This window comes from Streptomyces xanthochromogenes (genome assembly GCF_014650455.1).
Taxonomy (GTDB): Bacteria; Actinomycetota; Actinomycetes; order Streptomycetales; family Streptomycetaceae; genus Streptomyces; species Streptomyces xanthochromogenes.
Map to the genome: position 1 here is coordinate 302855 of NZ_BMUZ01000012.1, position 26040 is coordinate 328894.

Consider the following 26040-nt stretch of genomic DNA (forward strand, 5'->3'; position numbering starts at 1 on the left):
GGAGCACTACAGATGGGCGAGGGGTACGCATGACTGACACCGGCCAGGTCCCGGGCGAGGGACTGCCGGAGAACGCAGGCATGGTGGAACAGCCGGGCGTCCCCGCTCCCGGCGCCTACACCTTCCTCGACCCCTCCGAGAACACCGCGGACGACGACGATCTGCTGCTGATGCCGGGCGCCCAGGGCGCCTGGATCGACCCGCAGTCCGCCCCGGCCCCGGCCCCCGTCATGGCCCAGGTGCCGCCCGCGCCCGGGCAGGCCGAGCCCGGCGCGCACGAGGCCGGCGGCCGCGACACCGGCTCCGTCGAGCTCGGTGCCGTCCGCGCCGCGCAGCAGCCCGCGGCCGGCCCGGCGCCGTCCCGCCGTCCCCTCCACCTCGGCCCGCAGGTGCCGGACGCCTCCGCCGGGGTCGTACGTTCCCTCGCCGACCGAGGCCCGGCCGGTACGCCGGTCAACCCGGTGCCGACCCGCACCCAGGGCCCGCCGACCACGGGACCGGAGTACCTGGACATTCCGCGCGAGGAGCCGGCCGCCCAGCAGCCGGGAGCCCAGCTCGGGGATCTGGCACCCGGGCCTGGGCCCGGGATGGCATGGACGCCTCAGCAGCGCTCCGCGCCCCACCCGTCACTCAACACACCCATGCCCCCTGCAGAAACGGTCGTCCCGGAGGAGCTCGCGGTCCAGGCCGCGGCGCCGGCCGCCCAGCCACAGGCCGCCGAGCACGCGGCACCGGCCCCGCAGGCCGTCGCGCAGTCCACCCTCCTGGTGGACCGGCTGGTCGCCCAGCAGGCCCAGGAGATCCAGGAGCAGGCGGCCGACCAGGCCCCGCAGCAGCCCGGACAGCCGCAGCCCGTCGGCCAGTTCGTGCCGGTGGAGGGCTCGGTGCCGACCGGTCCGCACCTCGCGCCCGCACCGGGCCGGCCGGAGCCGGCACCGGTACCTGTACCGGCGGATGCCGTACCGGCCGGGCCCGTGCAGGACGCCCCGGCCGCAGCCCACACGCCCGATGCCGCGCAGCCGGCGGCCGAGTCCGCGGGTCCGGTCGCGACCGATCCGGTCACCCCGGCCGCACAGCCGGAGCCGGTCGCCCCCGCCGAGCCGGTCACCCCGACCGCCGCCGTGGCCGCGCCCGCTGAGCCCGCACCTGCCGAGGCCCTCGTCGCCGAAGCCCCGGCGGCCGAAGCCCCGGCGGCCGAACCGGCCCCGGTCCAGGCGACCGTCGCCGAGCCGGTCGTCGAGGAGCCCGCCGTGGCGGAGCCGGTCGTCGAAAGCGCCCCGGAGAGCCAGGCCGCCGTTCAGCCCGCCGCCCCGGAGCCGCTCGCGACCCAGGCGGCCCCGGCCGAACCCGCCCCCGCCGAGCCGGTGGCCGCGGCGCCGGTCGTCGAGCCGGTCGTCGAGGCCCGGCTTCCGCAGCAGCCCGTGGCCGCCGAGCCCGCCCGGGCCGAGGGCCCCGAGGCGCAGCCCGTCGTCGTGCCGCACGTCCAGGCGCCCACACATGTCGCCGTGCCCGTGCCGCAGGTCCCGGGCGAGGAGGAGGTGCCGGCCGAGGAACAGGTGCCCGAGCAGCCGGTCGCGGTCGCGCCCGAGCAGCCGGCCGCCGAGCCCGCGCAGGCGCCCGAGCCCGTACTCGTACCGCAGCAGCAGCCCCTGGTGGCCGAGGCACCGGCAGCCGAACCGCTCACGTCGGCCGAGGCCCCGGCGGCCGTCGCGCAGCCGTCCCCGGTCGAGGCTCCCGAGGAGGCCGCTGCCGAGGAGCCGCTCGAAGTGATCGCCGCGCCGCAGCCGGCCGCCGTACCGGAGCCCGCCGCCGAACCGCAGGAGCCCCCCGCCGAGGAGCTCGCCGAGATCGTGCAGGCCCCCGAACAGGGCCCCGCCGCCCCCGGCTACGACGACGCCGAGCGCGAGGCCGTGCTGCGCGTCATGCGCGAGCGCCGTGACATCCGCAACGGCTTCCGCGGCGACCCCATCCCGCACGAGGTGCTGCTGCGCGTCCTGGAGGCGGCCCACACCGCGCCCTCCGTCGGGCACTCGCAGCCCTGGGACTTCGTGGTGATCCGGTCCGCCGAGACCCGCCGCACCATGCACGAACTCGCCCAGCGCCAGCGCGAGGCGTACGCCAAGTCGCTGCCCAAGGGCCGGGCCAAGCAGTTCAAGGAACTGAAGATCGAGGCCATCCTCGAAACCCCGGTGAACATCGTGGTGACCGCGGACCCGACCCGCGGCGGCCGGCACACCCTCGGCCGTTACACCCAGCCGCAGATGGCCCCGTACTCCTCGGCGCTCGCCGTCGAGAACCTGTGGCTCGCGGCCCGCGCCGAAGGGCTCGGCGTCGGCTGGGTCTCCTTCTTCGACGAGCGCGAGATGGTCCGCGCCCTCGGCCTGCCCGAACACCTCGAAGTGGTCGCCTACCTCTGCGTCGGCTACGTCGACGAGTTCCCGGAGGAGCCCGAGCTGATGCAGGCGGGCTGGTCAAAGCGCCGCCCGCTGTCCTGGGTCGTCCACGAGGAGACGTACGGCCGCCGCGCGCTGCCCGGTGAGGACCCGCACGACCTGCTCCAAGAGACCGTCTCGGGCATCCGCCCGCTGGACGCCAAGGCGCTCGGCGAGGCCTGGGAGCGGCAGAAGCGGATGACCAAGCCCGCGGGTGCGCTCGGCATGCTGGAGATCATCTCCGCGCAGCTGTCCGGCCTCTCGCGCAAGTGCCCGCCGCCGATCCCGGAGCCGGCCGCCGTCGCGATCTTCGCCGGTGACCACGGCGTGCACGCCCAGGGTGTCACCCCCTGGCCCCAGGAAGTCACCGGCCAGATGGTCGCCAACTTCCTCGGCGGCGGCGCGGTCTGCAACGCCTTCGCCAACCAGGTCGGCGCCGAGGTCTGCGTCATCGACGTGGGTGTCGCCTCCGAACTCCCCGCCACGCCCGGCCTGTTGCCCCGCAAGGTGCGCGCGGGCACCGGCGACATGACGACCGGCCCCGCGATGACCCGCGAGGAGGCGATCGCCGCGATCGAGGTGGGCATCGAGACCGCCCGCGACCTGGTGGCCGCCGGCAACAAGGCGCTCCTGACCGGTGAGATGGGCATCGCCAACACCACGGTGTCGGCCGCCCTGATCTCCCTCTACACGGGCGTCGACCCGACCGAGGTCACCGGCCGCGGCACCGGCATCAACGACGAGACGCACGCCCGCAAGGTCGATGTCGTACGCCGTGCCCTCGAACTGCACCAGCCGGACCCGGCCGACCCCATCGGCGTCCTCGCCGCCGTCGGCGGACTGGAGCACGCGGCCCTGGTCGGCTTCCTGCTCGGCGGCGCCTCGCTGCGCACGCCGGTGATCCTGGACGGCGTCAGCACGGGCGCGGCCGCCCTGGTCGCCCGCGCGATCGCCCCCGAGGTCCTGTCCGCCTGCATCGCGGGCCACCGCAGCGCCGAACCCGGCCATGTGGCGGCCCTCAACAAGCTGGGCCTGCGTCCGCTGGTCGACCTGGACCTCCGCCTCGGCGAGGGCACCGGCGCGCTGCTCGCCCTCCCGGTGGTGCAGAGCGCGGCCCGCGCGATGCACGAGGTCGCCACGTTCGACTCGGCCGGCGTCACCGAGAAGTAACCCGCACGCACGCACGAGCGGGGCCGGGGCCAGTGACCCCGGCCCCGAGGACCGGTGTCCGAGCCCCACCCCCGGGCCACGGGGTCCGGCACGCACGCTCGCCGCGTTGCCGAAACGCCCGGCAGCTCCGCTACGAGGGCCTTCGGCGCCCTGCGATCGCACGCACCGGACGCCGTGGGCTCGTCCGGGCGCGGGTCTCGGACACCGGCTCCGCCCGTGCCGCACCACCCGCCCGCCCCTTAGGCTGTCCGCGGGACCTCGTACCCCCTCCCACCAGCCGCTTCATCGCCGCAGCGGCTCACCGCACGTCACTCCGCCCGAGGAGCACCGCCGCCATGGTCGAACACCCCGCGTACCCCGTAGGCCTCCGCCTGACCGGCCGCCGCGTCGTCGTCGTCGGCGGCGGCCAGGTCGCCCAGCGCCGGCTGCCCGCGCTCATCGCCGCCGGGGCCGACGTCACGCTGGTCTCCCCGAGCGCCACCCCGTCCGTGGAGGCCATGGCGGACGCGGGCGAGATCCGCTGGGAGCGCCGCCGCTTCCGGGACGGCGACCTCGCGGACACCTGGTACGCCCTGGTCGCCACCGCCGACACCGAGGCCAACGAGCGCATCTCCGCCGAGGCCGAGCGCTCCCGCGTCTGGTGCGTACGCGCCGACGACGCGACCGCCGCCACCGCCTGGACCCCGGCCACCGGCCGCTCCGAGGGCGTCACGGTCGCCGTCCTCACCACCGACACCCCCGACCCCCGCCGCTCGGCCGCGATCCGCGACGCGATCGTCGAGGGCCTGCGCGACGGCACCCTGGTCGCCCCGCAACAGCGCACCCGCACCCCGGGCGTCGCGCTGGTCGGCGGCGGCCCCGGCGACCCGGACCTGATCACCGTGCGCGGCCGCAGGCTGCTCGCCGAGGCGGACGTGGTCATCGCCGACCGGCTCGGCCCGCGCGACCTGCTCGACGAACTCCCGCCGCACGTCGAGGTCATCGACGCCGCGAAGATCCCGTACGGGCGCTTCATGGCGCAGGAGGCGATCAACAACGCGCTGATCGAGCACGCCAAGGCGGGCAAGGCGGTGGTACGGCTCAAGGGCGGCGACCCGTACGTCTTCGGGCGGGGCATGGAGGAGCTCCAGGCACTCGCCGCGGAGGGCATCGCCTGCACGGTGGTGCCCGGCATCTCCAGCTCCATCTCGGTGCCGGGAGCGGCCGGCATCCCCGTCACGCACCGGGGTGTGGCCCATGAGTTCACCGTGGTCAGCGGCCATGTGGGGCCGGACGACCCGCGCTCGCTCGTCGACTGGAAGTCACTGGCCCAGCTGCGGGGCACGCTCGTGGTCCTGATGGGCGTCGACAAGATCGGCGCGATCGCCGAGGCACTCGTGGCGCACGGCAAGGATCCGGCGACCCCGGTCGCGCTGGTCCAGGAGGGCACCACCGCCGCCCAGCGCCGGGTGGACGCCACCCTGGGCAGCGTCGGAGAGGTCGCCAGGGCCGAGGAAGTGAAGCCCCCGGCCGTCATCGTCATCGGCGACGTCGTCACCGTGAACGCCCGCCCGTAACCAGCCAGCCCACGACCACCGGCGCCCCAGCCGTTGGCACCCCACCCAGGACAAGGCAGTATCACCCTGTGGCCGATCTCATCACCGTCGAGGACCCCGACGACCCCCGTCTGCGCGACTACACGGGCCTGACCGACGTGGAACTGCGGCGCCGCCGCGAGCCCGCCGAAGGCCTCTTCATCGCCGAGGGCGAGAAGGTCATCAGACGGGCCAAGGACGCCGGTTACGAGATGCGCTCGATGCTGCTCTCGGCCAAGTGGGTCGACGTCATGCGGGACGTCATCGACGAGCTTCCGGCGCCCGTGTACGCGGTCAGCCCGGACCTCGCCGAGCGCGTCACGGGCTACCACGTGCACCGCGGCGCGCTCGCCTCGATGCAGCGCAAGCCGCTCCCGGCCGCGGACGAACTCCTCACCACCGCCCGCCGCGTGGTGGTCATGGAAGCCGTCAACGACCACACCAACATCGGTGCGATCTTCCGCAGCGCGGCCGCCCTCGGCATGGACGCGGTCCTGCTCTCGCCGGACTGCGCCGACCCGCTGTACCGGCGCTCGGTGAAGGTGTCGATGGGCGCGGTCTTCTCGGTCCCGTACGCCCGTCTGGAATCCTGGCCCAAGGGGCTGGAGACGGTCCGCGGGGCCGGCTACCGCCTGCTCGCCCTGACGCCCGACGAAAAGGCCTCCAGCATCGAGGAGGCGGCCCCGCACAAGCTGGACAAGGTGGCTTTGATGCTGGGCGCCGAGGGCGACGGCCTCTCCACCCAGGCCCTGGTGGCGGCCGACGAGTGGGTCCGCATCCCGATGGCCCACGGGGTCGACTCCCTGAACGTGGGCGCGGCGGCGGCGGTGGCCTTCTACGCGGTGGCGACGGGCCGCCCGACGGCGTAGCCGACCCAAGCCCCCGCTTTCACCCCGGGGGCGCGGGGGACCGCGCGACAGGCCCGGGTCGGACCGCGCCCGAAACGCAGGCGCCCTCCTGGAAACCCGCTGGAGCCCTCAGAACTGCTTGACCGCGGCGATCCCCAGCAGAACGATCAGCGTCACCAGGACGAACACGGTGAGCCGCTGCCGCAGCAGCCGCGGGTTCGCCGGCCGCAGCCCACCGCCCGAGGTACGCGCCCCGGGCCGCGTACCCGGCCGCCCACCGGGCCGGGAGCCACTGCGCGGCCCACCCGGACGCGAGCCACCCGTGCGCGGCGCCGAACCCGAACCGGACCCCGTACGCGGCGCCGAACCCGAACCGGACCCCGTACGGGCCCCGGTCCCGGACCGCGGCCCGGGCGAAGAACCGGTGCCCCGCCCCGCATCGGTATACCGCTGCGTCCGCTCGTCGAGCCGCCCCGTGGGCCGCTCGGTCTCGATCCGCTCCCGCTGGGCCGGAGGCCGTACGTCCTGACCCGGCCCGTGCAGGCCGCCCTGGGCCTCCCGCGCCGCGATCTCCTTGAGCCGCATGGAGAGCTGGAGCGTGCTGGGCCGCTCCTCGGGGTCCTTGGCCAGGCACGCCCGCACGAGCGGGGCGAGCGCGTCCGGTACGCCCCGCAGCTGGGCCTCCTCGTGCACCACGCGGTAGAGCATCACCTCGGAACTGCCGTGCCCGAAGGGCGAGTCGCCCATGGCGGCGTACGCGAGGGTCGCGCCGAGCGAGAAGACGTCCGTGGCCGGTGTGACCGCGGCGCCCCGCACCTGCTCGGGGGCGAGGAAGCCGGGGGAGCCGACCGCCGTGCCGACATGGGTCAGCGTCGAGGCGCCGGTGGCCCAGGCGATGCCGAAGTCGATGATCCTGGGCCCCTTCGGGGACAGCAGGATGTTGGACGGCTTGAGGTCGCGGTGGACGACACCCGCCTCGTGCACCGCGACGAGCCCCTCGGACAGCGCCGCCCCGATCGCCGCGGCCTCGGCGGCCGTCAGCGGACCCTCCTCGGCGACCTTGTCGTGCAGCGAGGGTCCGGGCACGTACTGAGTGGCGAACCAGGGCCGCTCGGCCTCCAGGTCGGCGGCCACGAGCCGGGCCGTACAACCGCCCCGGATCCGCCGGGCGGCCGAGACCTCACGGGCGAACCGGGACCTGAACTCCTGGTCCTCGGCGAGGTCGGGCCGGATCACCTTCAGTGCCACCCGCTGCCCGCGCCGGTCGGAGCCGAGGTACACGACCCCCATGCCGCCCGCACCGAGACGCCGGTGGAGCCTGAACGAGCCGACGACACGCGGGTCCTCGCGCCGGAGCCGCATCATCGCCATTTTCATCCCCGCTGCCAGTCCTGTTGACGTGGCACAGCTTACGTACCCGTCGCCCGGTGTGCTCATAGGCCGCGCCCTCGCGGCCCGGGCGATTGTCAGTGCCGAGTGGGAAACTTGAGGAGTGGTCAGCAGGCCGCGGATCCATGGCCGCTGCCCCGTGCGAGATCTCAACGGTCCGTCGCAGAAGGGGGTTTGGATCTATGAAGGGTGACCGCGTGGAGATAGTGGTGGACGCGGGAGACACGACCCGGACGTACGAAGTGGTGGCAAGCCGGGCGGGTCGCAGAGTGGAAACCGCGGTCCGCCGCGGGGTGGTGGAAGTGAGCGAAGTCACCCGCAGCGGCACGGTCGTGCGCACCGCGCGCTTCATGGCCACCCGGGTGCTCGCCCTGGTCGAGCAGCCGGTCCCCAGGGAGGACGCGGGGGAGGCGGAGGCCCGCGCCCAGGGGCGTCCCCTCCGGGAAGACCCCAAGGTGTAGGGGCCCGTCTCCACCCTGGGGAGTAGTCGCGGGGGTGACGGCTCATCCCCTGGGAGGCCAGGAGATCGGTACGAGGGCATGACGTCCGCGGCCCCGCGCATCCCTACTGTTGAAGACAAGCGGCGGGTGGTGCACTCGTCCCCCGAGGTCAAACACCCGCCGCTGCAAACAGACAACCGGCGAGCAGGCCCCGCAAGCGCGTGACCTGCGAGCAGGCGGCCGAACCAGGCAGCCGAACGACCAGGCCATGAACGAACGGGAGAGGACCATGGCGGACACCGCTGCGCGGACGATGATCCGCACGCAGGGACGCAGGGCGTTCGGCGCCGCGTTCGGCGCCCGCCGGTCCGGCCCGCGCCACCCCCTGGTGGCGACGGCCATGGTCCTTCCCCTGGCGGCCCTGCTCGTAGTCGTCTTCGGCGGCTGGGACGCGGTGGTCACACAAGCGTCGTCCGTGGGCGTGATGCTGGGGCGCTGAGCGGCGCTCCGGACCCGGTAGAGCGGACCGGGTCGGGGACATCGAGCCTTTTCAACCCCGTGGGGACGGGGGTGCGGCGGACGGCTGTAAAAGGCGGTGCCCGATCGGCTGGGGAGCCGATCGGGCACCGCCTTTTGCGCGTGCCTCGCACGCCGGCCAGGACTCCGACCGGGCTTCTCCGCCCGGCAGTTGACCTGGTGCGCCGATCCGGGAACCAACGACGAAACCCCCGGCCTTGGTGAAGGTCGGGGGTTTCGGGTGGTGCGCGATACTGGGATTGAACCAGTGACCTCTTCCGTGTCAGGGAAGCGCTCTCCCGCTGAGCTAATCGCGCGGGACGACCCCACGTCTTACAGGGCCGGTTACTTCGTGTTACTGCGTGCGCGATACTGGGATTGAACCAGTGACCTCTTCCGTGTCAGGGAAGCGCTCTCCCGCTGAGCTAATCGCGCGGGACGACCCCACGTCTCACGGGGCCGGTTACTTCGTGTTACTGCGTGCGCGATACTGGGATTGAACCAGTGACCTCTTCCGTGTCAGGGAAGCGCTCTCCCGCTGAGCTAATCGCGCTTGGAGGTGGAGACGGGATTTGAACCCGTGTAGACGGCTTTGCAGGCCGTTGCCTCGCCTCTCGGCCACTCCACCAGGAGTGCATATGGGGGTTCGGGAAGATCCCCCACATCGAGCGGACGACGAGATTCGAACTCGCGACCCTCACCTTGGCAAGGTGATGCTCTACCAACTGAGCCACGTCCGCTTGTCGTTTCCGTTTCGCTTGCGCGTCCCGGCGACGTGTTGAACTCTAGCGGATTCCCGGGCCAGTACAAAAACGCGTTTGTGCAGCGTGCTGCGTTACGCCTGGTCCGGACCGCGACCGGAGCCCGGACCGCTGTTCGCCTCCAGGTCACTCAGGGGCACCCCACCTGCACCGGCTCTAGACTCACAACCGTGCACGACCTCACTCCGCTGGCGCGCTTCGGCCAGCTCGTCGCCTCGGACCTGCGTGATGTCACCAGCGACCCCGAGGCCCTGGACTCCTCCGGCTTCTGGGCCGTCTCCCACGACTTCGAGGGCCGCCTCGTCTGCGCCCGCTTCGCGGACGTCCGCACCGAGCCGGTCCCCGCCCCCGTCCCCGGCGCCTGGCGCGGGCCCGCCGAGGGTGACTGGACGTCCTCCCTCGACCGCGCCGCGTATACGGCCGGAGTGCGGCGCATCCGCGAGCACATCGCGGCCGGGGAGGTCTACCAGGCGAACCTCTGCCGGGTGCTGAGTGCGCCGCTGCCCGACCCCGCGGCGGCCGACGTGGACGCGCTCACCGCGCTGCTCGCCCGCGGCAACCCGGCGCCCTACGCAGGAACGATCCGGCTGCCCGCGCACGGCGTCGAGATCGCGACCGCCTCCCCCGAGCTGTTCCTGAGCCGTGCGGGCCGCATCGTGGAGTCCGGCCCCATCAAGGGGACCGGGCGGACGGCGGCGGACCTCGCGGAGAAGGAGCGCGCCGAGAACGTGATGATCGTGGACCTCGTCCGCAACGATCTGGGGCGCGTCTGCGCCACCGGCTCGGTGACCGTGCCCGCGCTGTGCGCGGTCGAGGAGCACCCGGGCCTCGTCCACCTCGTCTCCACCGTGCGCGGCGAACTGCGCGAGGGCGCGGGCTGGCGCGAACTGCTCGACGCCACCTTCCCGCCCGGCTCGGTCACCGGGGCCCCCAAGTCCAGCGCCCTGCGGATCATCGAGGCTCTGGAGACCTCGCCGCGCGGCCCCTACTGCGGAGGCATCGGCTGGGTCGACGCCGACCGGGGCACCGCCGAGCTCGCCGTCGGGATACGCACCTTCTGGATCGACCGGCCCCAGGGGGCGCTCCGCTTCGGTACCGGGGCGGGCATCATCTGGGGCTCCGACCCGGAACGCGAGTGGGCGGAGACCGAGCTGAAGGCCGCGCGCCTGCTGTCGGTGGCGTCCGGAGCGCGCGCCCTCGGCGGACACGGCGCGTACAGCGGGCACGGCGGACGTATCGACCACAGCGGAAGGACCGTGTAAATGCAGATCTGGGTCAATGGCGCACTGCGGGACGCCGACGCCGCGCGGGTGTCGGTCCTCGACCACGGGCTCACCGTGGGCGACGGCGTCTTCGAGACGGTGAAGGCGAGCGGCGGGAGCCTGTTCGCGCTCACCCGCCATCTCGAACGGCTGACCCGCTCGGCCCGCGGCCTCGGCCTGTCCGACCCGGACCTCGACGAGGTGCGGCACGCCTGCGCGGCCGTCCTCGACGCCAACCCGATGCCGCTCGGCCGGCTGCGGATCACCTACACCGGCGGCCTCTCGCCGCTCGGCTCCGACCGGGGCGACGCGGGCCCGACGCTGGTCGTCGCGATCGCCGAGAGCGCGCGCAGGCCCGACAGCACCGCCGTGATCACCGTCCCGTGGACCCGCAACGAGCACAGTGCGGTGGCCGGCCTGAAGACGACCTCGTACGCCGAGAACGTGGTCGCCCTCGCGAAGGCGCACGGGGCCGGAGCCTCGGAGGCCCTGTTCGCCAACACCGCGGGGCAGCTCTGCGAGGGGACCGGCTCCAATGTCTTCGTGGTCGTCGACGGCCGGCTGCACACCCCGCCGCTCGCCTCCGGCTGCCTCGGCGGGATCACCCGCGCCCTCACCGTCGAATGGACCGGCGCCCAGGAGAGCGAGCTCCCGATGGACGTCCTGGAGCGCGCCGAGGAGGTCTTCCTGACCTCCACGCTGCGGGACGTCCAGGCCGTACACCGGGTGGACGGACGGGAGTTGGCCGGTGCGCCCGGCCCGGTCACGGCCAAGGCCATGCGGATCTTCGACGAGCGGGCCGGATCGGATCTCGACCCGTAAAAGCTGATGACGGGCGGCGCCGAGGCGGGTACAACGGCCTTGATGACCACCACCATTCGGCCGACAGAGCCGCTTCAGGAGGGCGCCGACGGCGCCAAGTCGCGTACCTACGACGTGTGTGTGAACAGCCGACGCGTCGGCAGGATCGCGATCGCCGCCGACGCGTCGTTCAGACCGGCTGTCGGCCGGATCGACGAGCTGTGGATCGAGGAGGCGGACCGGGGCCGCGGGCGCGGGACCGTCGCCGCGCTCGCGGCCGAGGAAGTGCTGCGCGGCTGGGGCTGCGGCCAGGTCCGCCTCTCGGTCGGGGCCGACGCGGAGGCGGCCCTGCGGATGGCGGCCGCCCTCGGCTATCGGGAACGCAGCCGGAACATGGTCAAGCAACTCCCGGACACCGCACCCGAGTTGCCCGCGGGGACGACCGGACGCGCCATGGGCGCCGAGGAGTTCGAGCGGTGGCGTCGCGAGGCGGTGGAAAGCTACGCGCGGGGCCGGATCGAGGAGGGCATGCCCGCGGAACGGGCCCTGGCCTGGTCCGACGCGCAACACCGCGCACTGCTGCCGGAGGGGGCCGCCACTCCCGGGGTACGGCTGATGGTCCTGGAGGACCGGGGGAGCGCGGTGGGGACCCTGTGGGTGTCCCGGGCCGCCCCGCCCGCCGAGGGTGCCTACGTCTACGACGTCCTCGTGACCGAGGGGCACCGCGGCCGCGGCCACGGCCGGTCGCTCATGCTGCTGGCCGAGCGGGTGGCGCTGGCCGACGGGCAGGACGTCGTGGGACTGCACGTCTTCGCGGCCAACACCCCGGCGCTGCGCCTGTACGAGTCGCTCGGGTACGAGACCGTCCGCCACAACCAGTACAAGCACCTGATCTGAGTCACGGGGACCGAGAGACCGCGGTGCTGAGGGCTGTGGCGCCACGGGGCTGCGGAATCACGTGGCACGGGAATCACGCGAATCGCCGGAGGCTCCGGGACGGGATGGGACAGGGCGGGGCCTACTGGGCGAGCAGCCGGTCCGCGATCTCCTCGATGCGCTCGCGCAGGCCCTCCTGGCTCTTGCCGCCGTCCAGCCGCTGGTCGTCGATGACGTACGTCGGGGTGCCGGTCACGCCGATCGCCTTGCCCTCGGCCTGGTCGGCGTCGACGATCAGGATGTGCCGTCCGTCGATGAGGGCGGTCTCGAACTCCTCGGCGTCCAGGCCGAGTTCGGCCGCCGTGTCCACCAGGGCCGGCTCGCCGCGCTCGGCGAGGCGCTCGGTGCGGGCGAGCACCGCCTCCACGTACGGCCAGCCCTGTCCCTGCTCGAAGGCCTCCTCGGCGGCCTGGGCCGCGGCGAAGGCGTGCTTGTGCTTCTCCAGCGGAAAGTGCCGCAGCCGGATGTCGAGGCGGTCGCCGTAGCGGGCGCGCAGGGCGCGGACGTCGTCGAGGGCGCTGTGGCAGTCGGGGCACTGCAGCTCGCACCACACGTCGAGGACGACGGGGCCTGCGGTGCTGGAGGGGGTGGTGTCGCTCATGGGCCCAGTCTCCCAGCAACCGGGACCTGGGGAGGATCCCGCCCCGGAGATCTCCCTGAGGTCCTGCCCGGCCGTGGCCCGAGCGGTGGGTTCCGGTGCAGGATGGAAGAAGCCATACCACCCATGCCTGGAGGAACCGGATGCTTGCCGAGACCGTCTGCTCCGCCGTTTCCGCGGCCGGAGTGGGCATCGCTGCCATCACGGCGTACCGCAAGCGCTTCCTGGCGGCCACGCGCATCGCCGCCTACTCGCTGGTCCCCGTCGGCCTCGTCATGACCGGCGTCGTGCAGTGGGTGTCCGGCATCGTCTTCAAGCCGAGCGTCTGGTTCGGCTTCGGGCTGCTCGGGGTCGCCTGGCTGCTCTTCATGACGACGCGGGCCGTCGAGCGGCGCACGGGCGGCACCCGCAAGGAGCGCAGGGCCGCGGCGGCGGCCGCCCGGCGCGACGCAGTGGCCCCCGCCGCTTCGGCGCCCTCGCTCGGCGGGGGCCGTGCGCCGGCCGCTCAGCCCGCCGCCAAGGCCAAGGCGCAGCCCGCTCCCGGCGAGGACTTCAGTGACATCGAGGCCATCCTGAAAAAGCACGGCATCTGAGGTTTTGGCCTGCTTCCTTCGGGAGCGCGAAGGTGCGTGAACCGCGCACAGCCGGTGCCGTACGCGCTACAAGATCGGGCGAACTCCCTCTGTTTATGGGCGTGTTGGTATACCCATGCGGTGTGGCTGGGTCATCATCGCCCCGAGATGCTGGACACTTCCCAGGGCTGCACCCCTGCACCGACCGACAAGCCGAACGCGCCCGACCCGCAGGCGCGGGGCTGTCTCTTCGCGCTTTCCCAGCCACCCCTGATGATCTTTCTGGGGGTGATCGGCTGTCTGTTGCTCATGGCGGCCGTGCACGACCTGTTCCTGCTGTGAGGGCGTGCCGCGAGGGCGTGACCGCGATCGGTCAGCGAGCCGCTTCGGCCTCCTTGCGGCGGGCCCGGTAGGCGGCCACGTGCAGGCGGTTCCCGCAGGTACGGCTGTCGCAGTAGCGGCGGGAGCGATTGCGGGAGAGGTCCACGAAGGCCCGGCCGCAGTCCGGCGCCTCGCACCGGCGAAGGCGCTCCTGCTCGCCGGTGACCACGATGAAGGCGAGCGCCATGCCGCCGTCGGCGGCCAGGTGATCGGCCACCGATGCGCCCGGCGCGAAGTAGTGCACATGCCAGTCGTAGCCGTCGTGGTCGGTCAGCTGCGGGGTGGTCCCGGCGGCCGCGACCAGCTGGTTGACGAGCTCGGCGGCGGTCGGGGCGTCGGGGGCCGCGAAGATCTCCGCGAACCTGCTGCGGACCGCCTGGACGCCCACGAGGTCACCGATGGAGAGCCGCTCCACACCGCTGACGCTGTGGTCGTGGACGAAGCCGTACAGCGCCTCCACGTCGGGGAGGAGGTCGGTGGCGCCGCTCTCCGGCGCGGTGTTCACCAGATCGACCACCATGTCGAGCGCGCTTCGGGTGTCGTGAGGGATCAGCACGATTCGCTCCCTGGCCTGCGTCGGGCGGGCGCCCGTCGATGCTGGAGGACTCTAGCGGCTGGTCCTGCACGCGCACCGGTGCCGTCCCCCACGACGGCTTTCGTGGGGGACGGCACCAGTGACTGCCGTTATGTGGTTGTCCGCGCGGCGCCGTCGCCCCGAGTCGGACGGCGCCGTGCGGCTCTCTGCCTGGCCTCAGTTGTTCTCGGCCAGGATGTGCGAGAGTTCCGTGTCGAGATCGAAGTGACGGTGCTCGGTGCCGGGCGGCACCGCGGCGTCGGTCCGTTTCAGGAACGACTCCAGGGCCCGCGCCGGGGCTTCGAGCAGGGCTTCTCCTTCCGGCGAGCTCAGGGCGATACAGACGACACCCTGACCGTGACTGCGTGACGGCCAGACTCTGACGTCGCCGGTTCCGGTGGGCCGGTGCAGGCCCTCGGCGAGGAGGTCGCGAGCGAAGACCCACTCGACGGTTTCCTCGGCTCCGGTGTGGAAGGTGGCGTGCACGGCATAGGGATCGGCCGTGTCATACCGCAGGCCCGCGGGTACAGGCAGTGAGGACTCGCTCGACACAACGAGGCGCAGGTGCAGCTCGCAGCTGACCGTGGTGTTCATAAGCGCCAGGGCCTTTCGCTCAGTGTGCGCTCGGGGATTCGCACGTCGGCGAAATCGACATGCCACCTACGGTGCCGTTGTAAACCCCTCTGACCGTTTTGCGGGCCTTCATGTAGCTCGTACGGCGGACTATTACTTTGGGTTATAGGTCCATTTCGGTGAAGGCGTTTCCGGACACGGTTCCGGTAGGTTGGGCGCATGGATACGGGGAGTGACGAACAGGACGCCGCGGCCCTCGGCTCGCGTGCGCCGGAGTTCATCAAGGCGTCGCGGCCGCTGCACCTGAGCTGGCAGGTCGGCGTTTTCGTGGTGGGCCTCGCGGTCGTGGCCGCCGGAATCGTGATGCTGCCGCTGCCCGGGCCCGGCTGGCTGGTGATCTTCGGCGGCATGGCGATCTGGGCGACCGAATTCGTCTGGGCCCAGCTGGTGCTCCGCTGGACGAAGCGCAAGGTCACCGAGGCCGCGCAGAAGGCGCTCGACCCCCGGGTGCGGCGCCGCAACATCATCCTGACGACGGTCGGCCTGGTGATCGTCGCCGTGCTCGCCGGGATCTACCTGTGGAAGTTCGGCATGGTGATGCCGTGGAAGATCAACGAGTGACCGCGCGTGGTCAAGAGCCCCGCTGACATGCGGTAATGTTTGCGGTGCGCCCGGGCGATTAGCTCAGTGGGAGAGCGCTTCGTTCACACCGAAGAGGTCACTGGTTCGAACCCAGTATCGCCCACCCGGACCGAAGGCCTCGGAGATCATCTCGATCTCCGGGGCCTTCGGCGTCCCCGGGTGTTCCGCGCCGGGGCCGCCACGCGCAGACTGACGGCATGAACTGGTGCCGCTACCGCTTCCGCAGCGTCTGGGACCTGCGGGCCGCTCCTGGCGCCGTCTATGCGGTCCTGGAGCGCGTCGAGGAGTATCCGCGCTGGTGGCGCGAGGTCCGCGAGGTGACCCCCGTCGACGAACGCACCGGCACCGCCCGGCTCCGTTCGTTCGTCCCGTACGACCTGTTCGTCACCGCCCGGGAGCGCCGGCGCGATCCGGCGGCGTTGGTCCTCGAGGTCGCACTCGACGGCGATCTCGAAGGGTGGGCGCGCTGGACGCTGTTGGCGCACCGGGGCGGAACACGGGCCGTCTACGAGCAGGAGGTCGAGGTGCGCAAGCCGCTCATGCGACGGCTCGCGGTGCCCGGTCGCCCGGTGTTCCGGGCCAATCACGCCCTGATGATGAGGTCGGGCAGGCGCGGGCTCCGGCGCCGCCTGACATGAAGAAGCCGCGTCGAGCGCGTCGTTGAGGGGTGGCGGTCGGGAGACGGGCGGGCGGTTTGAAAGCTGGGCCCGTGGGCCTGTATGGTTCAGTCCGTTCCCGGGCGATTAGCTCAGTGGGAGAGCGCTTCGTTCACACCGAAGAGGTCACTGGTTCGAACCCAGTATCGCCCACCGGGAAAGGCCGGTCCGTCCCAGACGGACCGGCCTTTTTGCTGCCCGCCCCTGGTCAACACTCAAGCCGCCGCCGGGAGTTCGGGCCGCAGCGGCCACGCCGTGTCCACCACTTCCGGAGTGCCCTGCCGGGTGAACCAGGCCTGCAGGCCGCGTGCCTGTGCGGCGTGCCAGGTCGCCTGGAGCGTGTGCAACTCGGTCGGCGTCAGGCGCTCGAGACGGGTCGCGAACCTGCGGCCCACGGCCCGTACGACCTCCAGGGCGGCCAGTGCGTCGGCGGCCGCGTCGTGCGCCCCCTCCAGCGTCACGCCGTAGTGCTCGCACAGGTCGGTGAGGGTGCGGCGGCCCTTGCGGTAGCGGTCCAGATGCTTGTCCAGGACCCGCGGGTCGAGCACCCGCATCGGATTCTGGCCCAGGTAGTGGGCCAGGGACGCCGCGCGGTGCCGCTTCAACTCCCGGTCGAGCAGCGTCAGATCGAACGGCGCGTTCATGATGACCAGCGGGCGGCCCGCCACACACTGCTCGGCGAGGCACTTCGCCACCTCGTCCATCACCGGCGCCGGCCAGCGCCCGTTGCGCTGGAGGTGCTCGTCGGTCAGGCCGTGCACGGCGGTCGCGCCCGCCGGCACGGGTATGCCCGGGTTGACCAGCCAGCGGGTCGACCGCGGCCGCGCCCCGGGGCCGTCCTGCACCACAAGGGCGGCCGAGACTATCCGGTCCCCTTCGACGTCCACCCCGGTCGTCTCCGTGTCGAATGCCGCCAGGGGGCCCTCGTACCAGCACGTCATGTCTACTCAACTCCTCGCGCACTACCGGCAGATGGCGTGCATCCCCTGCCCGTTTCCGTGATACCCGGGCCGTTTGCGACATACGCCGTTTGCGGGGAGCCGAGTACGGAGACAACACTCTTGACGGCAAATGGGTTTGACGTGTCGTCAGAAAGCAGTTCGGCACAGTTCCGGAAGGCATACGACAGCCATGGCGCTCGCGCAGCCCGATCCGGCCGCGCCCGGGCACGGTCTGCTGCCCGAGCGGATCGCTCCGCTGCGCGGCTCGCTCGCCACCACCGCCTGCATGGAGACCCTTCAGGTGGGCTACCTGCACGCGGTGGCGGCGGCCGCGGGGTGTTCGCTGTCGCAGCCCTTTCCGGACAACGGCATCGACTGGCACGTGAGCCACAGCGCTCCCGGCCACACCGTCGACGACGAAGTGACGATCAAGGTGCAGCTCAAGTGCACGTACCAGATTCCGCCGCATCCGCCGGGCGGGGCCTTCTCCTTCACGCTCGACAACGACCACCTGGTGAAGCTGGCCCGCACTCCCGTGTCGGTGCACAAGATCCTGGTCGTGATGCTGGCGCCGCGGATCCGGGACGAGTGGCTGCGCGCGGGCCACGACCGCCTGGCGCTGCGGCACTGCTGCTACTGGACCAACCTGGCCGGACACCCGGTGACCGGCCGGCGCAGGACCACGGTGCGAATACCGACCTCGCGGATCTTCGACGACCGCGCGCTCTGCGAGATCATGACGCGGGTCGGGGTGGGAGGGAGGCCCTGATGCGCTGGTCCGACGACGATCTCGGCGGCACGCTGCCGGTTCCCGGCCAGGTGGACCCGACGGTGCTCGGGGTGCTCCTGCACCGGCACGGCTGGCGGCGGCGCGGGGGAGCGGCGGGGCGCTACGCGCGCTGGACGCCGCCCGGCGCGACCGCCTCCGGCACGAGCCTGCTGGTCCCCGATAGCCGGGCCTACCCCGACTGCGACGACCTGCTCGGCGAGGCCCTCACGGCGCTCGCCCGCAGCGCCGCGCCCTCCGCGCGCGAGGTGCTGGTCTCGCTCGCGCTGCCCAGCGACGAGGTGCGCTGGTGGCGCGAGGTCCCCGAGGGGCCGGCCGGCGCCGCCTCCTGGAGCGAGCAGGACCAGCTGCGCGGCGCGGCCCACCGGATGCTGCTCGCGGGCGCGCTCGCCGTGCGCGGGGCCGCCGGGTACTACGGGGCCCGCCACCGCAGGCAGGCCCTGGCCTCGCTCGAAGGCGTCCTGGTCGAGCCGGCGCCCGGCGGCGGGCTCGTCGCATTCGTGCCGGCGGCGTCCGGGCGGCCCGCGGTGGTGCGTCTGTACGCCGCCCTCAACGCGGTGCGGGACGCGGTCGACTACCAGCGCACCACGGGCGGCATGGAGGCCTTCGACGCCGCCGTACGGGCCGGTGTGAGCCGCGAGCTGACCGAGGCCGTGGTCGCCCTGGTGCACGGCACCGAAGGCGTCCGGGTCGCCCTGGAGTGGGCCTCCGCGGCCGGGGTGCCCGCCGGGTGCGCGGCCCGCCCGGAGCCCGTCGACTTCTCGCCCGGCGACCTGCCCGCCCTGCGCGCGGCCGGCGCCCGCTACCTGAGCGACGAGCCGTCCGTGCCGGTGCGGATCACCGGCGCCGTGGTGCGGCTGCGCCGCTCGGGGCCGCGCGGGCCCGGCGTCGTACGGCTGCGGGTGCTGGCCGGGGCGGAAGTCCCGCACGTCCGCATGGAGCTGGACGAGGAGGCGTACCGCATCGCCGGGCACGCGCATCTGGTCGGGCTGCCGATCCGGGTCGTGGGACGCCTGGAGAGCCGGGGCGGTTTCCGCAGGCTGTCCGCGGCCCGCGAGGTCACCCCCGTGCAGGTCGACGACGCCGAGCGGGACCGTCTGATGAAGTCGCTCCAGGAGAACCTCGACTTCTTCGAGGAGGCCTGCGGGGCGGACCCGGAGGCGGCGGCGGACTGAGCCGGGCGCGGGCTTCGCCGGTGGCGGATACGTGAGCGGCGTTAACCGTTTCGCGGCGTACCCCACCGGCTCGGTAGGATCGTTCCGCGTACGCGACACGCGCTGCGCGCCCCCTACGGCAGGAGAAGTCCGGTGTCAGACGTCCGTGTGATCATCCAACGCGATTCCGAGCGGGAAGAGCGCGTGGTGACGACGGGCACTACGGCCGCCGAGCTCTTCGCCGGTGAGCGCACCATCGTCGCGGCCCGCGTGGCCGGTGAGCTGAAGGACCTCGCGTACGAGGTGAAGGACGGCGAGGAGGTCGAGCCCGTCGAGATCTCCTCCGAGGACGGCCTCAACATCCTGCGCCACTCCACCGCGCACGTCATGGCCCAGGCCGTCCAGGAGCTCTTCCCCGAGGCCAAGCTGGGCATCGGACCGCCGGTGCGGGACGGCTTCTACTACGACTTCGACGTCGAGAAGCCGTTCACGCCCGAGGACCTCAAGGCCGTCGAGAAGAAGATGCAGGAGATCCAGAAGCGCGGCCAGCGCTTCTCGCGCCGCGTCGTCACCGACGAGGCCGCCCGCGAGGAGCTCGCCGACGAGCCGTACAAGCTGGAGCTCATCGGCATCAAGGGCGCCGCGTCCACCGACGACGGGGCGAACGTCGAGGTGGGCGGCGGCGAGCTGACCATCTACGACAACCTCGACGCCAAGACCGGCGAGCTGTGCTGGAAGGACCTCTGCCGCGGTCCCCACCTGCCCACCACCCGCAACATCCCCGCGTTCAAGCTGATGCGCAACGCCGCGGCCTACTGGCGCGGCAGCGAGAAGAACCCGATGCTCCAGCGCATCTACGGCACCGCCTGGCCGTCGAAGGACGAGCTGAAGGCGCACCTGGAGTTCCTCGCCGAGGCCGAGAAGCGCGACCACCGCAAGCTCGGCAACGAGCTCGACCTGTTCTCCATCCCGGAGCAGATCGGCTCCGGCCTCGCCGTCTTCCACCCCAAGGGCGGCATCATCCGCCGGGTCATGGAGGACTACTCGCGCCGCCGGCACGAGGAGGAGGGCTACGAGTTCGTCTACACCCCGCACGCCACCAAGGGGAAGCTCTTCGAGACCTCGGGCCACCTGGACTGGTACGCCGACGGCATGTACCCGCCCATGCAGCTCGACGAGGGCGTGGACTACTACCTGAAGCCCATGAACTGCCCGATGCACAACCTGATCTTCGATGCACGCGGGCGTTCCTACCGTGAACTGCCGTTGCGGCTCTTCGAGTTCGGCACGGTGTACCGGTACGAGAAGTCGGGCGTGGTGCACGGTCTGACCCGGGCCCGGGGCTTCACCCAGGACGACGCGCACATCTACTGCACCAAGGAGCAGATGGCCGAGGAGCTGGACCGGACGCTCACCTTCGTCCTGAACCTGCTCCGCGACTACGGTCTGAACGACTTCTACCTGGAGCTGTCGACCAAGGACCCGGAGAAGTTCGTCGGCTCGGACGAGATCTGGGAGGAGGCCACCAACACCCTGCGCGAGGTGGCCGAGAAGCAGGGCCTCGAACTCGTCGCCGACCCGGGCGGCGCCGCCTTCTACGGCCCGAAGATCTCCGTCCAGGCGCGGGACGCCATCGGCCGCACCTGGCAGATGTCGACCGTCCAGCTCGACTTCAACCTGCCCGAGCGGTTCGACCTGGAGTACACCGGCCCCGACGGCACCAAGCAGCGCCCGGTGATGATCCACCGCGCCCTGTTCGGCTCCATCGAGCGCTTCTTCGCGGTGCTCCTTGAGCACTACGCGGGCGCGTTCCCGGCGTGGCTGGCCCCCGTCCAGGCGGTCGGCATCCCGATCGGTGACGCGCACGTCGAGTACCTCCAGGACTTCGCGCGCCAGGCCAAGGCCAAGGGGCTGCGGGTCGAGGTCGACGCTTCGTCGGACCGGATGCAGAAGAAGATCCGCAACCAGCAGAAGCAGAAGGTCCCGTTCATGATCATCGCGGGTGACGAGGACATGGCCGCAGGCGCCGTCTCCTTCCGCTACCGCGACGGTTCGCAGGAGAACGGCGTCCCGGTGGCCGAGGCCATCGCGAAGATCGAGAAGGTCGTGGCGGAGCGGACCCAGGTCTGAGCCCTCCGCGCGCCGCGGGCCCCCGGGAAGCGTGCTTTCCCGGGGGCCCGCACACGTCCTGCCACCGGCAACCCGGACGACGCCCCGGCCCGTCGAAGTCATATGCTGCACACCATGACGACTGAGCCGGAGCAGCAGATCGGAGTGGGGACGCAGGACGCGTTCCAGCGCCTGTGGACGCCCCACCGGATGGCCTACATCCAGGGCGAGAACAAGCCGACGGGACCGGAGTCCGGCGACGGATGTCCGTTCTGCTCGATTCCGGCGAAGTCGGACGAGGACGGCCTGATCATCAAGCGCGGGGAGCACGTGTACGCGGTGCTCAACCTCTACCCGTACAACGGCGGGCACCTGATGGTGGTGCCCTACCGCCACGTCGCCGACTACACCGAGCTGGACGAGGCCGAGACGCTGGAGCTCGCCGACCTCACCAAGCGGGCGATGACCGCGCTGCGTGCCGCCTCCGGCGCCCACGGGTTCAACATCGGGATGAACCAGGGAGCGGTGGCAGGCGCCGGGATCGCCGCCCATCTGCACCAGCACGTGGTGCCGCGCTGGGGCGGCGACACCAACTTCATGCCGGTCGTCGGCCACACCAAGGTGCTGCCCCAACTCCTCGCGGACACCCGCCAGATGCTGGCCGACGCCTGGCCCGCGTAGTCCTCACGCGTCGTACAGGTCCGCCTTGCGCGGTGCCGCGTCCTGCACCATGCCGCTCAGGATCATCGAGCGGTTGGTGAAGCGGTCGGTGTTCACTCCGTGCTCGTCGAGCACCTTCATGGCGGCGGAGTGGACCACCCGCAGGACCGGCGTCGCGGCCCGCATCGCGTCGTCGGCCATGAAGCGGTGGCGCCAGGGCTTGTCCGCCCAGGCGTGCCGCAGGCCGAACGGCTCGGGCAGCGCTATCCGGCCGCCCAGGTGGTCGAGCAGCGGCGGATACCAGGTCAGCGGGGCTCGGGCGGCGAGCCGCACCACCTCGGTGGCGTCGACCAGGGGCAGCTGGATCGTCTTCTTCTCCCAGAACTTGAAGGTCTTGTCGACCTCCCTGGTCTTGGGCGACGGCTTGGTCGTGAACAGGGAGTGCACCGGGCCGAGCGCGTGCCCGGTCACCTCGATGCGCAGGGTCTCGTGCAGCACGGTGACGGTGACCATCATGGTGATGACCAACTGGCCGTCCCAGAGCGTGAATTGAATGCCCAGGTAGTGGCGGTTGCCGCTGGAGAACTGCTGCTCGTTGCAGATGCGCTGTATCTCGTGCTGGCGCACCTGGAAGTTGTCGATGTCCTGGCCGCTGGGCCGCGAGACCTCCTTGGCGCCCTCGCCGATCGGTGAGACCACCCAGTTCTTGATGGACGGGGTGGGGAAGCCGCCGGTGTGCAGGGGGCCGCGCTCCAGGAGCTGGAGGCGGTCCTGGATGGCCCGTATGACGTCCCAGCTGCGGAAGCCGTGGATCTCCTTGCCGGCTTCCTTGGGCTCCAGCTCCTCGGCGAGCTGCCAGCTGCCCCAGCGGGTGCCCATCCCGAGTATTCCCTTGGGCCCGGCGTAGAACACGACGTTGCTCTGGTCCTCGGCGGCCAGCTTGACCAGCGACTGGCGCAGCTGTTCGGCGGAGCCGGCCGCCGAACTCTTGGGCACCGCCTCCGGGATCTTGGCTCCTATGCCGCCGCCGCCGAGAAGGCTGTCCCAGCGCGAGCGCAGATCGCGCGCGGTCCGCTCGCAGATGACCTTGGCCCAGTACCAGCCGATGACCGGGGCCACCATCATCGCGCGCAGATAGAGGGCGAGTATCCCGTGGAACGGCAGCTTGATCAGGAAGAGCACGGCGAGCCCGGCCACGGCCACCATCAGGACCGTGCCGAGCGCGCCGGCCCGCCGGTCCTTGGCGCCGGCCAGGGTGCGGCGCAGCTGGAAGACGGCCAGCCAGAGCAGCATCCCGGGCAGGAAGAGCACCCCGAACACGCCCATGACCAGGGTGAGTTTGGTGTCCCGCTCCTTGCGGATGCGGATCGAGGCGAGGCAGTGCTCGACGATGGTGCCGGGCTCGGTGCCGAAGGACTGGATGATGCCCTTGCGGGTGGCCCCGAGCATCCGGTTCTGCACGGCCCGCGAGAAGGCCTCGCCGAGATTCGGTTCGAAGAGTGACAGCTTGCCCTTCGTCACCACCGACTCGTGCCATTCGCTGTTGGCCTTGAGTATGTCCTCGACCGGGCTGTCCCGGTACGCGGCCGAGGCGAGCGCCTGGGTCGCGGCCGTCTGGCCCGCGGAGCCCTGCAGCGGCACCTGTGGCCTGGGCAAGAAGTCGAAGAATGGCTCTTCCGTGGTCACTGCCGCCCCCATCGCCGCGCGTCCTTGCTCTGCGGCCCGTTCCCGGCCACCGCTCCCCGCACACCTGCTGAACTGGGACCCCAGCGTATCGGTGACGCGGCCCGCCCGTCAGGGGACATCGCAAGGCCGCCCACCGCGAGGTCGTCGCGATGGGCGGCTTTCTGATGAGCTGTCAACTAGCGTCCGCCTTCTGTCTGTTCGCGCATTTTGTCGGCGATCCCCGGCGGCATCGGCTCGTGCCGCGCGTAGCTGCGGCTGAACCGGCCGGTGCCGTGCGAGAGCGACCTGAGGTCCAGGGCGTACCGGCCGATCTCGATCTCCGGGACCTCGGCCCGCACCAGCGTGCGCCCGTGCCCCGCCTGCTCGGTGCCGACCACCCGGCCGCGCCGCCCGGACAGGTCGCTCATCACCGGGCCCACATAGTCGTCGGCCACCAGGACCTGGACCTCGGCGACCGGTTCGAGCAGGTCGATACGGGCCTCGGTGGCCGCTTCCCGCAGGGCCAGGGCGCCCGCGGTCTGGAAGGCGGCGTCCGAGGAGTCCACCGAGTGCGCCTTGCCGTCCAGGAGCGTGATGCGCACGTCGACGAGCGGATAGCCCGCGGCGACGCCCTTGGCCGCCTGGGCCCGTACGCCCTTCTCTACGGACGGGATGAACTGGCGCGGGACCGAGCCGCCGACCACCTTGTCCACGAACTCGATGCCGCTGCCCGGGGGCAGCGGCTCCACGTCGATCTCGCAGATCGCGAACTGCCCGTGCCCGCCGGACTGCTTGACGTGCCGGCCGCGCCCGGCCGCCTTCGCGCCGAAGGTCTCGCGCAGCGACACCTTGTGCGCCACGACGTCGACCTGGACGCCGTACCGGCTGCGCAGCCGCTCCAGGGCGACCTCGCGGTGTGCCTCGCCCAGGCACCACAGGACCAACTGGTGGGTGTGGGCGTTCTGTTCGAGCCGCATCGTCGGGTCCTCGGCGACCAGCCGCGCGAGCCCCTGCGAGAGCTTGTCCTCGTCGGCCTTGCTGTGCGCCTCGATGGCCAGCGGCAGCAGCGGGTCCGGCATCTCCCAGGGTGTCATCAGGAGCGGGTCGTCCTTGGCGGACAGGGTGTCCCCGGTCTCGGCCCGCGTCAGCTTGGCCACGCACGCCAGGTCGCCCGCGACGCACTGGGTGAGCGTGCGCTGCTGCTTGCCGAACGGCGAGGACAGGGCGCCGACGCGTTCGTCGACGTCGTGGTCCTCGTGGCCGCGGTCCGCCATGCCGTGCCCGGACACGTGCACCGTCTCCTCGGGGCGCAGGGTGCCGGAGAAGACGCGCACCAGGCTGATGCGGCCGACGTACGGGTCGGACGAGGTCTTGATCACCTCGGCCACCAGGGGGCCGTCGACCGCGCACGCGGGCGCGGGCCGCGGCTTGCCGTCCGGCGTGGTGAGGTCGGGGGCGGCCCGCTCCAGCGGGGAGGGGAAGCCGCCGGTGACGAGTTCGAGCAGTTCGATGGTGCCGAGGCCCTGTTTGGCGCCCTCGGCGGCCGGGGCCGCGGCGAGGACGGGGTGGAAGGTGCCGCGGGCCACCGCGCGCTCCAGGTCGCTCACCAGGGACGCGAAGTCGATCTCCTCGCCGCCGAGGTAGCGGTCCATGAGGGTCTCGTCCTCGCTCTCCGCGATGATCCCCTCGATCAGCCGGTTGCGGGCCTCCTCGATCAGCGGGAGCTGGGCCTCGTCGGGCTGGGTCTCCTTGCGCTCGCCCGACTGGTAGTCGAAGATCCGCTGCGAGAGCAGCCCGATCAGTCCGGTCACCGGCGCGTGCCCGTCCGGACCGGCCGAGCCGTGCACCGGGAGGTAGAGCGGGAGCACCGCGTCGGGGTCGTCGCCGCCGAAGGCCTCGGCGCAGATTCCGGTCATGGCGGAGAAGTCGGCGCGGGCCGCCTCCAGGTGCGTGACCACGATGGCCCGAGGCATCCCGACGGCCGCGCACTCCTCCCAGACCATCCGGGTGGAGCCGTCCACGCCGTCCGCGGCCGAGACGACGAAAAGGGCCGCGTCCGCCGCTCGCAGACCGGCCCTGAGTTCCCCGACGAAGTCGGCGTATCCGGGGGTGTCCAAGATATTGATCTTGAAGCCGCCCCATTCCACCGGCACGAGCGACAGCTGTACGGAGCGCTGCTGCCGGTGCTCGATGTCGTCGTAGTCGGAGACGGTGCCGCCGTCCTCGACCCGGCCCGCGCGGTTGACGGCGCCCGCCGCCAGCGCGAGCGCTTCCACCAGGGTGGTCTTGCCCGATCCGCTGTGGCCGACCAGCACCACGTTCCTCACGGATGCGGGGTGGTCGGCCGCCGGGGCCCTGCCGGCGGCCCCGGGGTGCGCGTTCGCCTTGTCGCCCATGTCCGTTCCTCCCGGTTTCGTGCGCGGTGAGGTGGTGAGGGGGGGGCGCGGACACGCGGACTCCACGTGCCTAGGCGGCATCTGCGACGCCCGCGGTAATTCGAGCTTTCCACTCCCGTCACGGTGCGTCCATACGTCGTACGGGTCCGCACGCGCGAGGTGGCCCGAAGCGCGCCCGGCGGGTGCCCGGCGGTGCGGCCGCG

General features: G+C 72.1%; 23 protein-coding genes and 7 tRNA genes. 18 read left to right on the forward strand and 12 right to left on the reverse strand.

Annotation, left to right across the window (positions count from 1 at the left end):
* Nucleotides 1–29: 29 nt before the first annotated feature.
* The 3 genes from cobT (at nt 30) to IE267_RS29540 (ending at nt 6045) form a co-directional block, all read left to right on the forward strand.
* Nucleotides 30–3602, forward strand: a complete 3573-nt coding sequence (gene cobT, locus IE267_RS29530; RefSeq protein ID WP_189765317.1) for a nicotinate-nucleotide--dimethylbenzimidazole phosphoribosyltransferase — start codon at nt 30–32, stop codon at nt 3600–3602.
* A gap of 335 nt (nt 3603–3937) precedes the next feature.
* Nucleotides 3938–5158, forward strand: a complete 1221-nt coding sequence (cobA, locus tag IE267_RS29535; RefSeq protein ID WP_189765318.1) for a uroporphyrinogen-III C-methyltransferase — start codon at nt 3938–3940, stop codon at nt 5156–5158.
* 68 nt (nt 5159–5226) lie between these two features.
* Nucleotides 5227–6045: a TrmH family RNA methyltransferase gene (locus tag IE267_RS29540; RefSeq protein ID WP_161254436.1), complete on the forward strand. Its 819-nt coding sequence runs from the start codon at nt 5227–5229 to the stop codon at nt 6043–6045.
* Nucleotides 6046–6153: 108 nt separating this feature from the next.
* Here IE267_RS29540 and IE267_RS29545 read toward each other — a convergent pair whose 3' ends face one another.
* The gene (locus IE267_RS29545; RefSeq protein WP_167154850.1) at nt 6154–7401 is read right to left on the reverse strand and encodes a serine/threonine-protein kinase; all 1248 of its coding nucleotides are present in this window, start codon (nt 7399–7401) and stop codon (nt 6154–6156) included.
* A gap of 194 nt (nt 7402–7595) precedes the next feature.
* Between IE267_RS29545 and IE267_RS29550 the strand changes: the two genes are divergently transcribed.
* Together IE267_RS29550 and IE267_RS29555 are read left to right on the forward strand one after the other, a co-directional pair.
* A complete protein-coding gene (locus tag IE267_RS29550) occupies nt 7596–7874 on the forward strand; it encodes a DUF8836 family protein (RefSeq protein ID WP_100577245.1) in 279 nt (92 codons plus the stop codon).
* A 268-nt stretch (nt 7875–8142) separates the two neighbouring features.
* Nucleotides 8143–8352, forward strand: coding sequence for a hypothetical protein (locus IE267_RS29555; protein ID WP_100577417.1), 210 nt, complete (start codon nt 8143–8145; stop codon nt 8350–8352).
* A gap of 259 nt (nt 8353–8611) precedes the next feature.
* On the opposite strand, the gene IE267_RS29560 is transcribed toward IE267_RS29555, so the two are convergent.
* The 5 genes from IE267_RS29560 to IE267_RS29580 all read right to left on the reverse strand — a co-directional run bounded on the left by IE267_RS29560 (nt 8612) and on the right by IE267_RS29580 (nt 9109).
* Nucleotides 8612–8686: transfer RNA gene (locus IE267_RS29560), tRNA-Val, on the reverse strand.
* Between the two features lie 46 nt (nt 8687–8732).
* Nucleotides 8733–8804: transfer RNA gene (locus IE267_RS29565), tRNA-Val, on the reverse strand.
* A 46-nt stretch (nt 8805–8850) separates the two neighbouring features.
* Nucleotides 8851–8922 (reverse strand) — tRNA-Val (locus tag IE267_RS29570).
* 1 nt (nt 8923) lies between these two features.
* Nucleotides 8924–8997, reverse strand: a tRNA-Cys gene (locus IE267_RS29575).
* Between the two features lie 39 nt (nt 8998–9036).
* Nucleotides 9037–9109: transfer RNA gene (locus IE267_RS29580), tRNA-Gly, on the reverse strand.
* A 191-nt stretch (nt 9110–9300) separates the two neighbouring features.
* On the opposite strand from IE267_RS29580, the gene IE267_RS29585 reads away from it, so the two are divergent.
* The 3 genes from IE267_RS29585 to IE267_RS29595 are packed head-to-tail and all read left to right on the forward strand — an operon-like array spanning nt 9301 to nt 12090.
* Nucleotides 9301–10392 (forward strand): chorismate-binding protein, encoded by a 1092-nt coding sequence (locus tag IE267_RS29585; protein ID WP_189765319.1) that lies wholly within the window; start codon nt 9301–9303, stop codon nt 10390–10392.
* The gene (locus IE267_RS29590; protein WP_189765320.1) at nt 10393–11214 is read left to right on the forward strand and encodes an aminotransferase class IV; all 822 of its coding nucleotides are present in this window, start codon (nt 10393–10395) and stop codon (nt 11212–11214) included. It abuts the gene before it with no gap.
* 42 nt (nt 11215–11256) lie between these two features.
* Nucleotides 11257–12090: a GNAT family N-acetyltransferase gene (locus tag IE267_RS29595; RefSeq protein WP_167154859.1), complete on the forward strand. Its 834-nt coding sequence runs from the start codon at nt 11257–11259 to the stop codon at nt 12088–12090.
* A 121-nt stretch (nt 12091–12211) separates the two neighbouring features.
* On the opposite strand, the gene IE267_RS29600 is transcribed toward IE267_RS29595, so the two are convergent.
* Complete coding sequence (locus IE267_RS29600; RefSeq protein ID WP_189765321.1) at nt 12212–12730, reverse strand: DsbA family protein; 519 nt, start codon at nt 12728–12730, stop codon at nt 12212–12214.
* A 140-nt stretch (nt 12731–12870) separates the two neighbouring features.
* Between IE267_RS29600 and IE267_RS29605 the strand changes: the two genes are divergently transcribed.
* Together IE267_RS29605 and IE267_RS29610 are read left to right on the forward strand one after the other, a co-directional pair.
* The gene (locus IE267_RS29605) at nt 12871–13320 is read left to right on the forward strand and encodes a hypothetical protein (protein ID WP_189765322.1); all 450 of its coding nucleotides are present in this window, start codon (nt 12871–12873) and stop codon (nt 13318–13320) included.
* A gap of 147 nt (nt 13321–13467) precedes the next feature.
* Entirely contained in the window at nt 13468–13641 is a 174-nt protein-coding gene (locus IE267_RS29610; RefSeq protein WP_167154865.1) for a hypothetical protein, read from the forward strand.
* Between the two features lie 31 nt (nt 13642–13672).
* Here the strand turns inward: IE267_RS29610 and IE267_RS29615 are convergent, their stop codons facing one another.
* Nucleotides 13673–14236 (reverse strand): CGNR zinc finger domain-containing protein, encoded by a 564-nt coding sequence (locus IE267_RS29615; RefSeq protein ID WP_167154868.1) that lies wholly within the window; start codon nt 14234–14236, stop codon nt 13673–13675.
* A gap of 195 nt (nt 14237–14431) precedes the next feature.
* Nucleotides 14432–14848: an SsgA family sporulation/cell division regulator gene (locus IE267_RS29620; RefSeq protein ID WP_053723613.1), complete on the reverse strand. Its 417-nt coding sequence runs from the start codon at nt 14846–14848 to the stop codon at nt 14432–14434.
* Between the two features lie 198 nt (nt 14849–15046).
* Here IE267_RS29620 and IE267_RS29625 point away from each other — a divergent pair, with 198 nt between their 5' ends.
* From IE267_RS29625 to IE267_RS29640, 4 genes are all read left to right on the forward strand, one after another.
* The gene (locus tag IE267_RS29625) at nt 15047–15448 is read left to right on the forward strand and encodes a TIGR02611 family protein (RefSeq protein WP_189765323.1); all 402 of its coding nucleotides are present in this window, start codon (nt 15047–15049) and stop codon (nt 15446–15448) included.
* A gap of 52 nt (nt 15449–15500) precedes the next feature.
* Nucleotides 15501–15572 (forward strand) — tRNA-Val (locus IE267_RS29630).
* 94 nt (nt 15573–15666) lie between these two features.
* Nucleotides 15667–16107, forward strand: a complete 441-nt coding sequence (locus tag IE267_RS29635; RefSeq protein ID WP_167154874.1) for an SRPBCC family protein — start codon at nt 15667–15669, stop codon at nt 16105–16107.
* 99 nt (nt 16108–16206) lie between these two features.
* Nucleotides 16207–16278, forward strand: a tRNA-Val gene (locus IE267_RS29640).
* A 62-nt stretch (nt 16279–16340) separates the two neighbouring features.
* On the opposite strand, the gene IE267_RS29645 is transcribed toward IE267_RS29640, so the two are convergent.
* Nucleotides 16341–17066, reverse strand: coding sequence for a 3'-5' exonuclease (locus IE267_RS29645; protein WP_161251510.1), 726 nt, complete (start codon nt 17064–17066; stop codon nt 16341–16343).
* Nucleotides 17067–17256: 190 nt separating this feature from the next.
* Between IE267_RS29645 and IE267_RS29650 the strand changes: the two genes are divergently transcribed.
* From IE267_RS29650 to IE267_RS29665, 4 genes are all read left to right on the forward strand, one after another.
* Nucleotides 17257–17835 carry a DUF4365 domain-containing protein gene (locus IE267_RS29650; RefSeq protein WP_100577255.1) on the forward strand — a complete coding sequence of 193 codons (579 nt, stop codon included), beginning with the start codon at nt 17257–17259 and terminating at the stop codon, nt 17833–17835.
* Nucleotides 17835–19028 carry a serine/threonine-protein kinase gene (locus IE267_RS29655; RefSeq protein ID WP_189765324.1) on the forward strand — a complete coding sequence of 398 codons (1194 nt, stop codon included), beginning with the start codon at nt 17835–17837 and terminating at the stop codon, nt 19026–19028. The genes IE267_RS29650 and IE267_RS29655 overlap by 1 nt, the downstream gene beginning before the upstream one ends.
* Before the next feature lie 132 nt (nt 19029–19160).
* Nucleotides 19161–21137: a threonine--tRNA ligase gene (gene thrS / locus IE267_RS29660; RefSeq protein WP_189765325.1), complete on the forward strand. Its 1977-nt coding sequence runs from the start codon at nt 19161–19163 to the stop codon at nt 21135–21137.
* 102 nt (nt 21138–21239) lie between these two features.
* The gene (locus tag IE267_RS29665) at nt 21240–21797 is read left to right on the forward strand and encodes an HIT family protein (RefSeq protein WP_100577257.1); all 558 of its coding nucleotides are present in this window, start codon (nt 21240–21242) and stop codon (nt 21795–21797) included.
* 3 nt (nt 21798–21800) lie between these two features.
* Here IE267_RS29665 and IE267_RS29670 read toward each other — a convergent pair whose 3' ends face one another.
* Both IE267_RS29670 and IE267_RS29675 read right to left on the reverse strand, forming a co-directional pair.
* Entirely contained in the window at nt 21801–23474 is a 1674-nt protein-coding gene (locus tag IE267_RS29670; protein WP_161253520.1) for an AbeC-like domain-containing protein, read from the reverse strand.
* Nucleotides 23475–23638: 164 nt separating this feature from the next.
* Nucleotides 23639–25837 carry an elongation factor G-like protein EF-G2 gene (locus tag IE267_RS29675; protein ID WP_189765326.1) on the reverse strand — a complete coding sequence of 733 codons (2199 nt, stop codon included), beginning with the start codon at nt 25835–25837 and terminating at the stop codon, nt 23639–23641.
* Between the last annotated feature and the right edge of the window lie 203 nt (nt 25838–26040).

Excerpts from the sequence above, each read along its gene's own strand:
- cobT (WP_189765317.1), top strand. The coding sequence starts at position 30 with ATGACTGACACCGGCCAGGTCCCGGGCGAGGGACTGCCGGAGAACGCA.
- cobA (WP_189765318.1), top strand. The coding sequence starts at position 3,938 with ATGGTCGAACACCCCGCGTACCCCGTAGGCCTCCGCCTGACCGGCCGC.
- IE267_RS29545 (WP_167154850.1), bottom strand. The coding sequence starts at position 7,401 with ATGAAAATGGCGATGATGCGGCTCCGGCGCGAGGACCCGCGTGTCGTC.
- IE267_RS29550 (WP_100577245.1), top strand. The coding sequence starts at position 7,596 with ATGAAGGGTGACCGCGTGGAGATAGTGGTGGACGCGGGAGACACGACC.
- IE267_RS29555 (WP_100577417.1), top strand. The coding sequence starts at position 8,143 with ATGGCGGACACCGCTGCGCGGACGATGATCCGCACGCAGGGACGCAGG.
- IE267_RS29590 (WP_189765320.1), top strand. The coding sequence starts at position 10,393 with ATGCAGATCTGGGTCAATGGCGCACTGCGGGACGCCGACGCCGCGCGG.
- IE267_RS29595 (WP_167154859.1), top strand. The coding sequence starts at position 11,257 with ATGACCACCACCATTCGGCCGACAGAGCCGCTTCAGGAGGGCGCCGAC.
- IE267_RS29600 (WP_189765321.1), bottom strand. The coding sequence starts at position 12,730 with ATGAGCGACACCACCCCCTCCAGCACCGCAGGCCCCGTCGTCCTCGAC.
- IE267_RS29605 (WP_189765322.1), top strand. The coding sequence starts at position 12,871 with ATGCTTGCCGAGACCGTCTGCTCCGCCGTTTCCGCGGCCGGAGTGGGC.
- IE267_RS29610 (WP_167154865.1), top strand. The coding sequence starts at position 13,468 with ATGCTGGACACTTCCCAGGGCTGCACCCCTGCACCGACCGACAAGCCG.
- IE267_RS29620 (WP_053723613.1), bottom strand. The coding sequence starts at position 14,848 with ATGAACACCACGGTCAGCTGCGAGCTGCACCTGCGCCTCGTTGTGTCG.
- IE267_RS29625 (WP_189765323.1), top strand. The coding sequence starts at position 15,047 with ATGGATACGGGGAGTGACGAACAGGACGCCGCGGCCCTCGGCTCGCGT.
- IE267_RS29635 (WP_167154874.1), top strand. The coding sequence starts at position 15,667 with ATGAACTGGTGCCGCTACCGCTTCCGCAGCGTCTGGGACCTGCGGGCC.
- IE267_RS29645 (WP_161251510.1), bottom strand. The coding sequence starts at position 17,066 with ATGACGTGCTGGTACGAGGGCCCCCTGGCGGCATTCGACACGGAGACG.
- IE267_RS29650 (WP_100577255.1), top strand. The coding sequence starts at position 17,257 with ATGGCGCTCGCGCAGCCCGATCCGGCCGCGCCCGGGCACGGTCTGCTG.
- IE267_RS29655 (WP_189765324.1), top strand. The coding sequence starts at position 17,835 with ATGCGCTGGTCCGACGACGATCTCGGCGGCACGCTGCCGGTTCCCGGC.
- IE267_RS29665 (WP_100577257.1), top strand. The coding sequence starts at position 21,240 with ATGCTGCACACCATGACGACTGAGCCGGAGCAGCAGATCGGAGTGGGG.
- IE267_RS29670 (WP_161253520.1), bottom strand. The coding sequence starts at position 23,474 with ATGGGGGCGGCAGTGACCACGGAAGAGCCATTCTTCGACTTCTTGCCC.
- IE267_RS29675 (WP_189765326.1), bottom strand. The coding sequence starts at position 25,837 with ATGGGCGACAAGGCGAACGCGCACCCCGGGGCCGCCGGCAGGGCCCCG.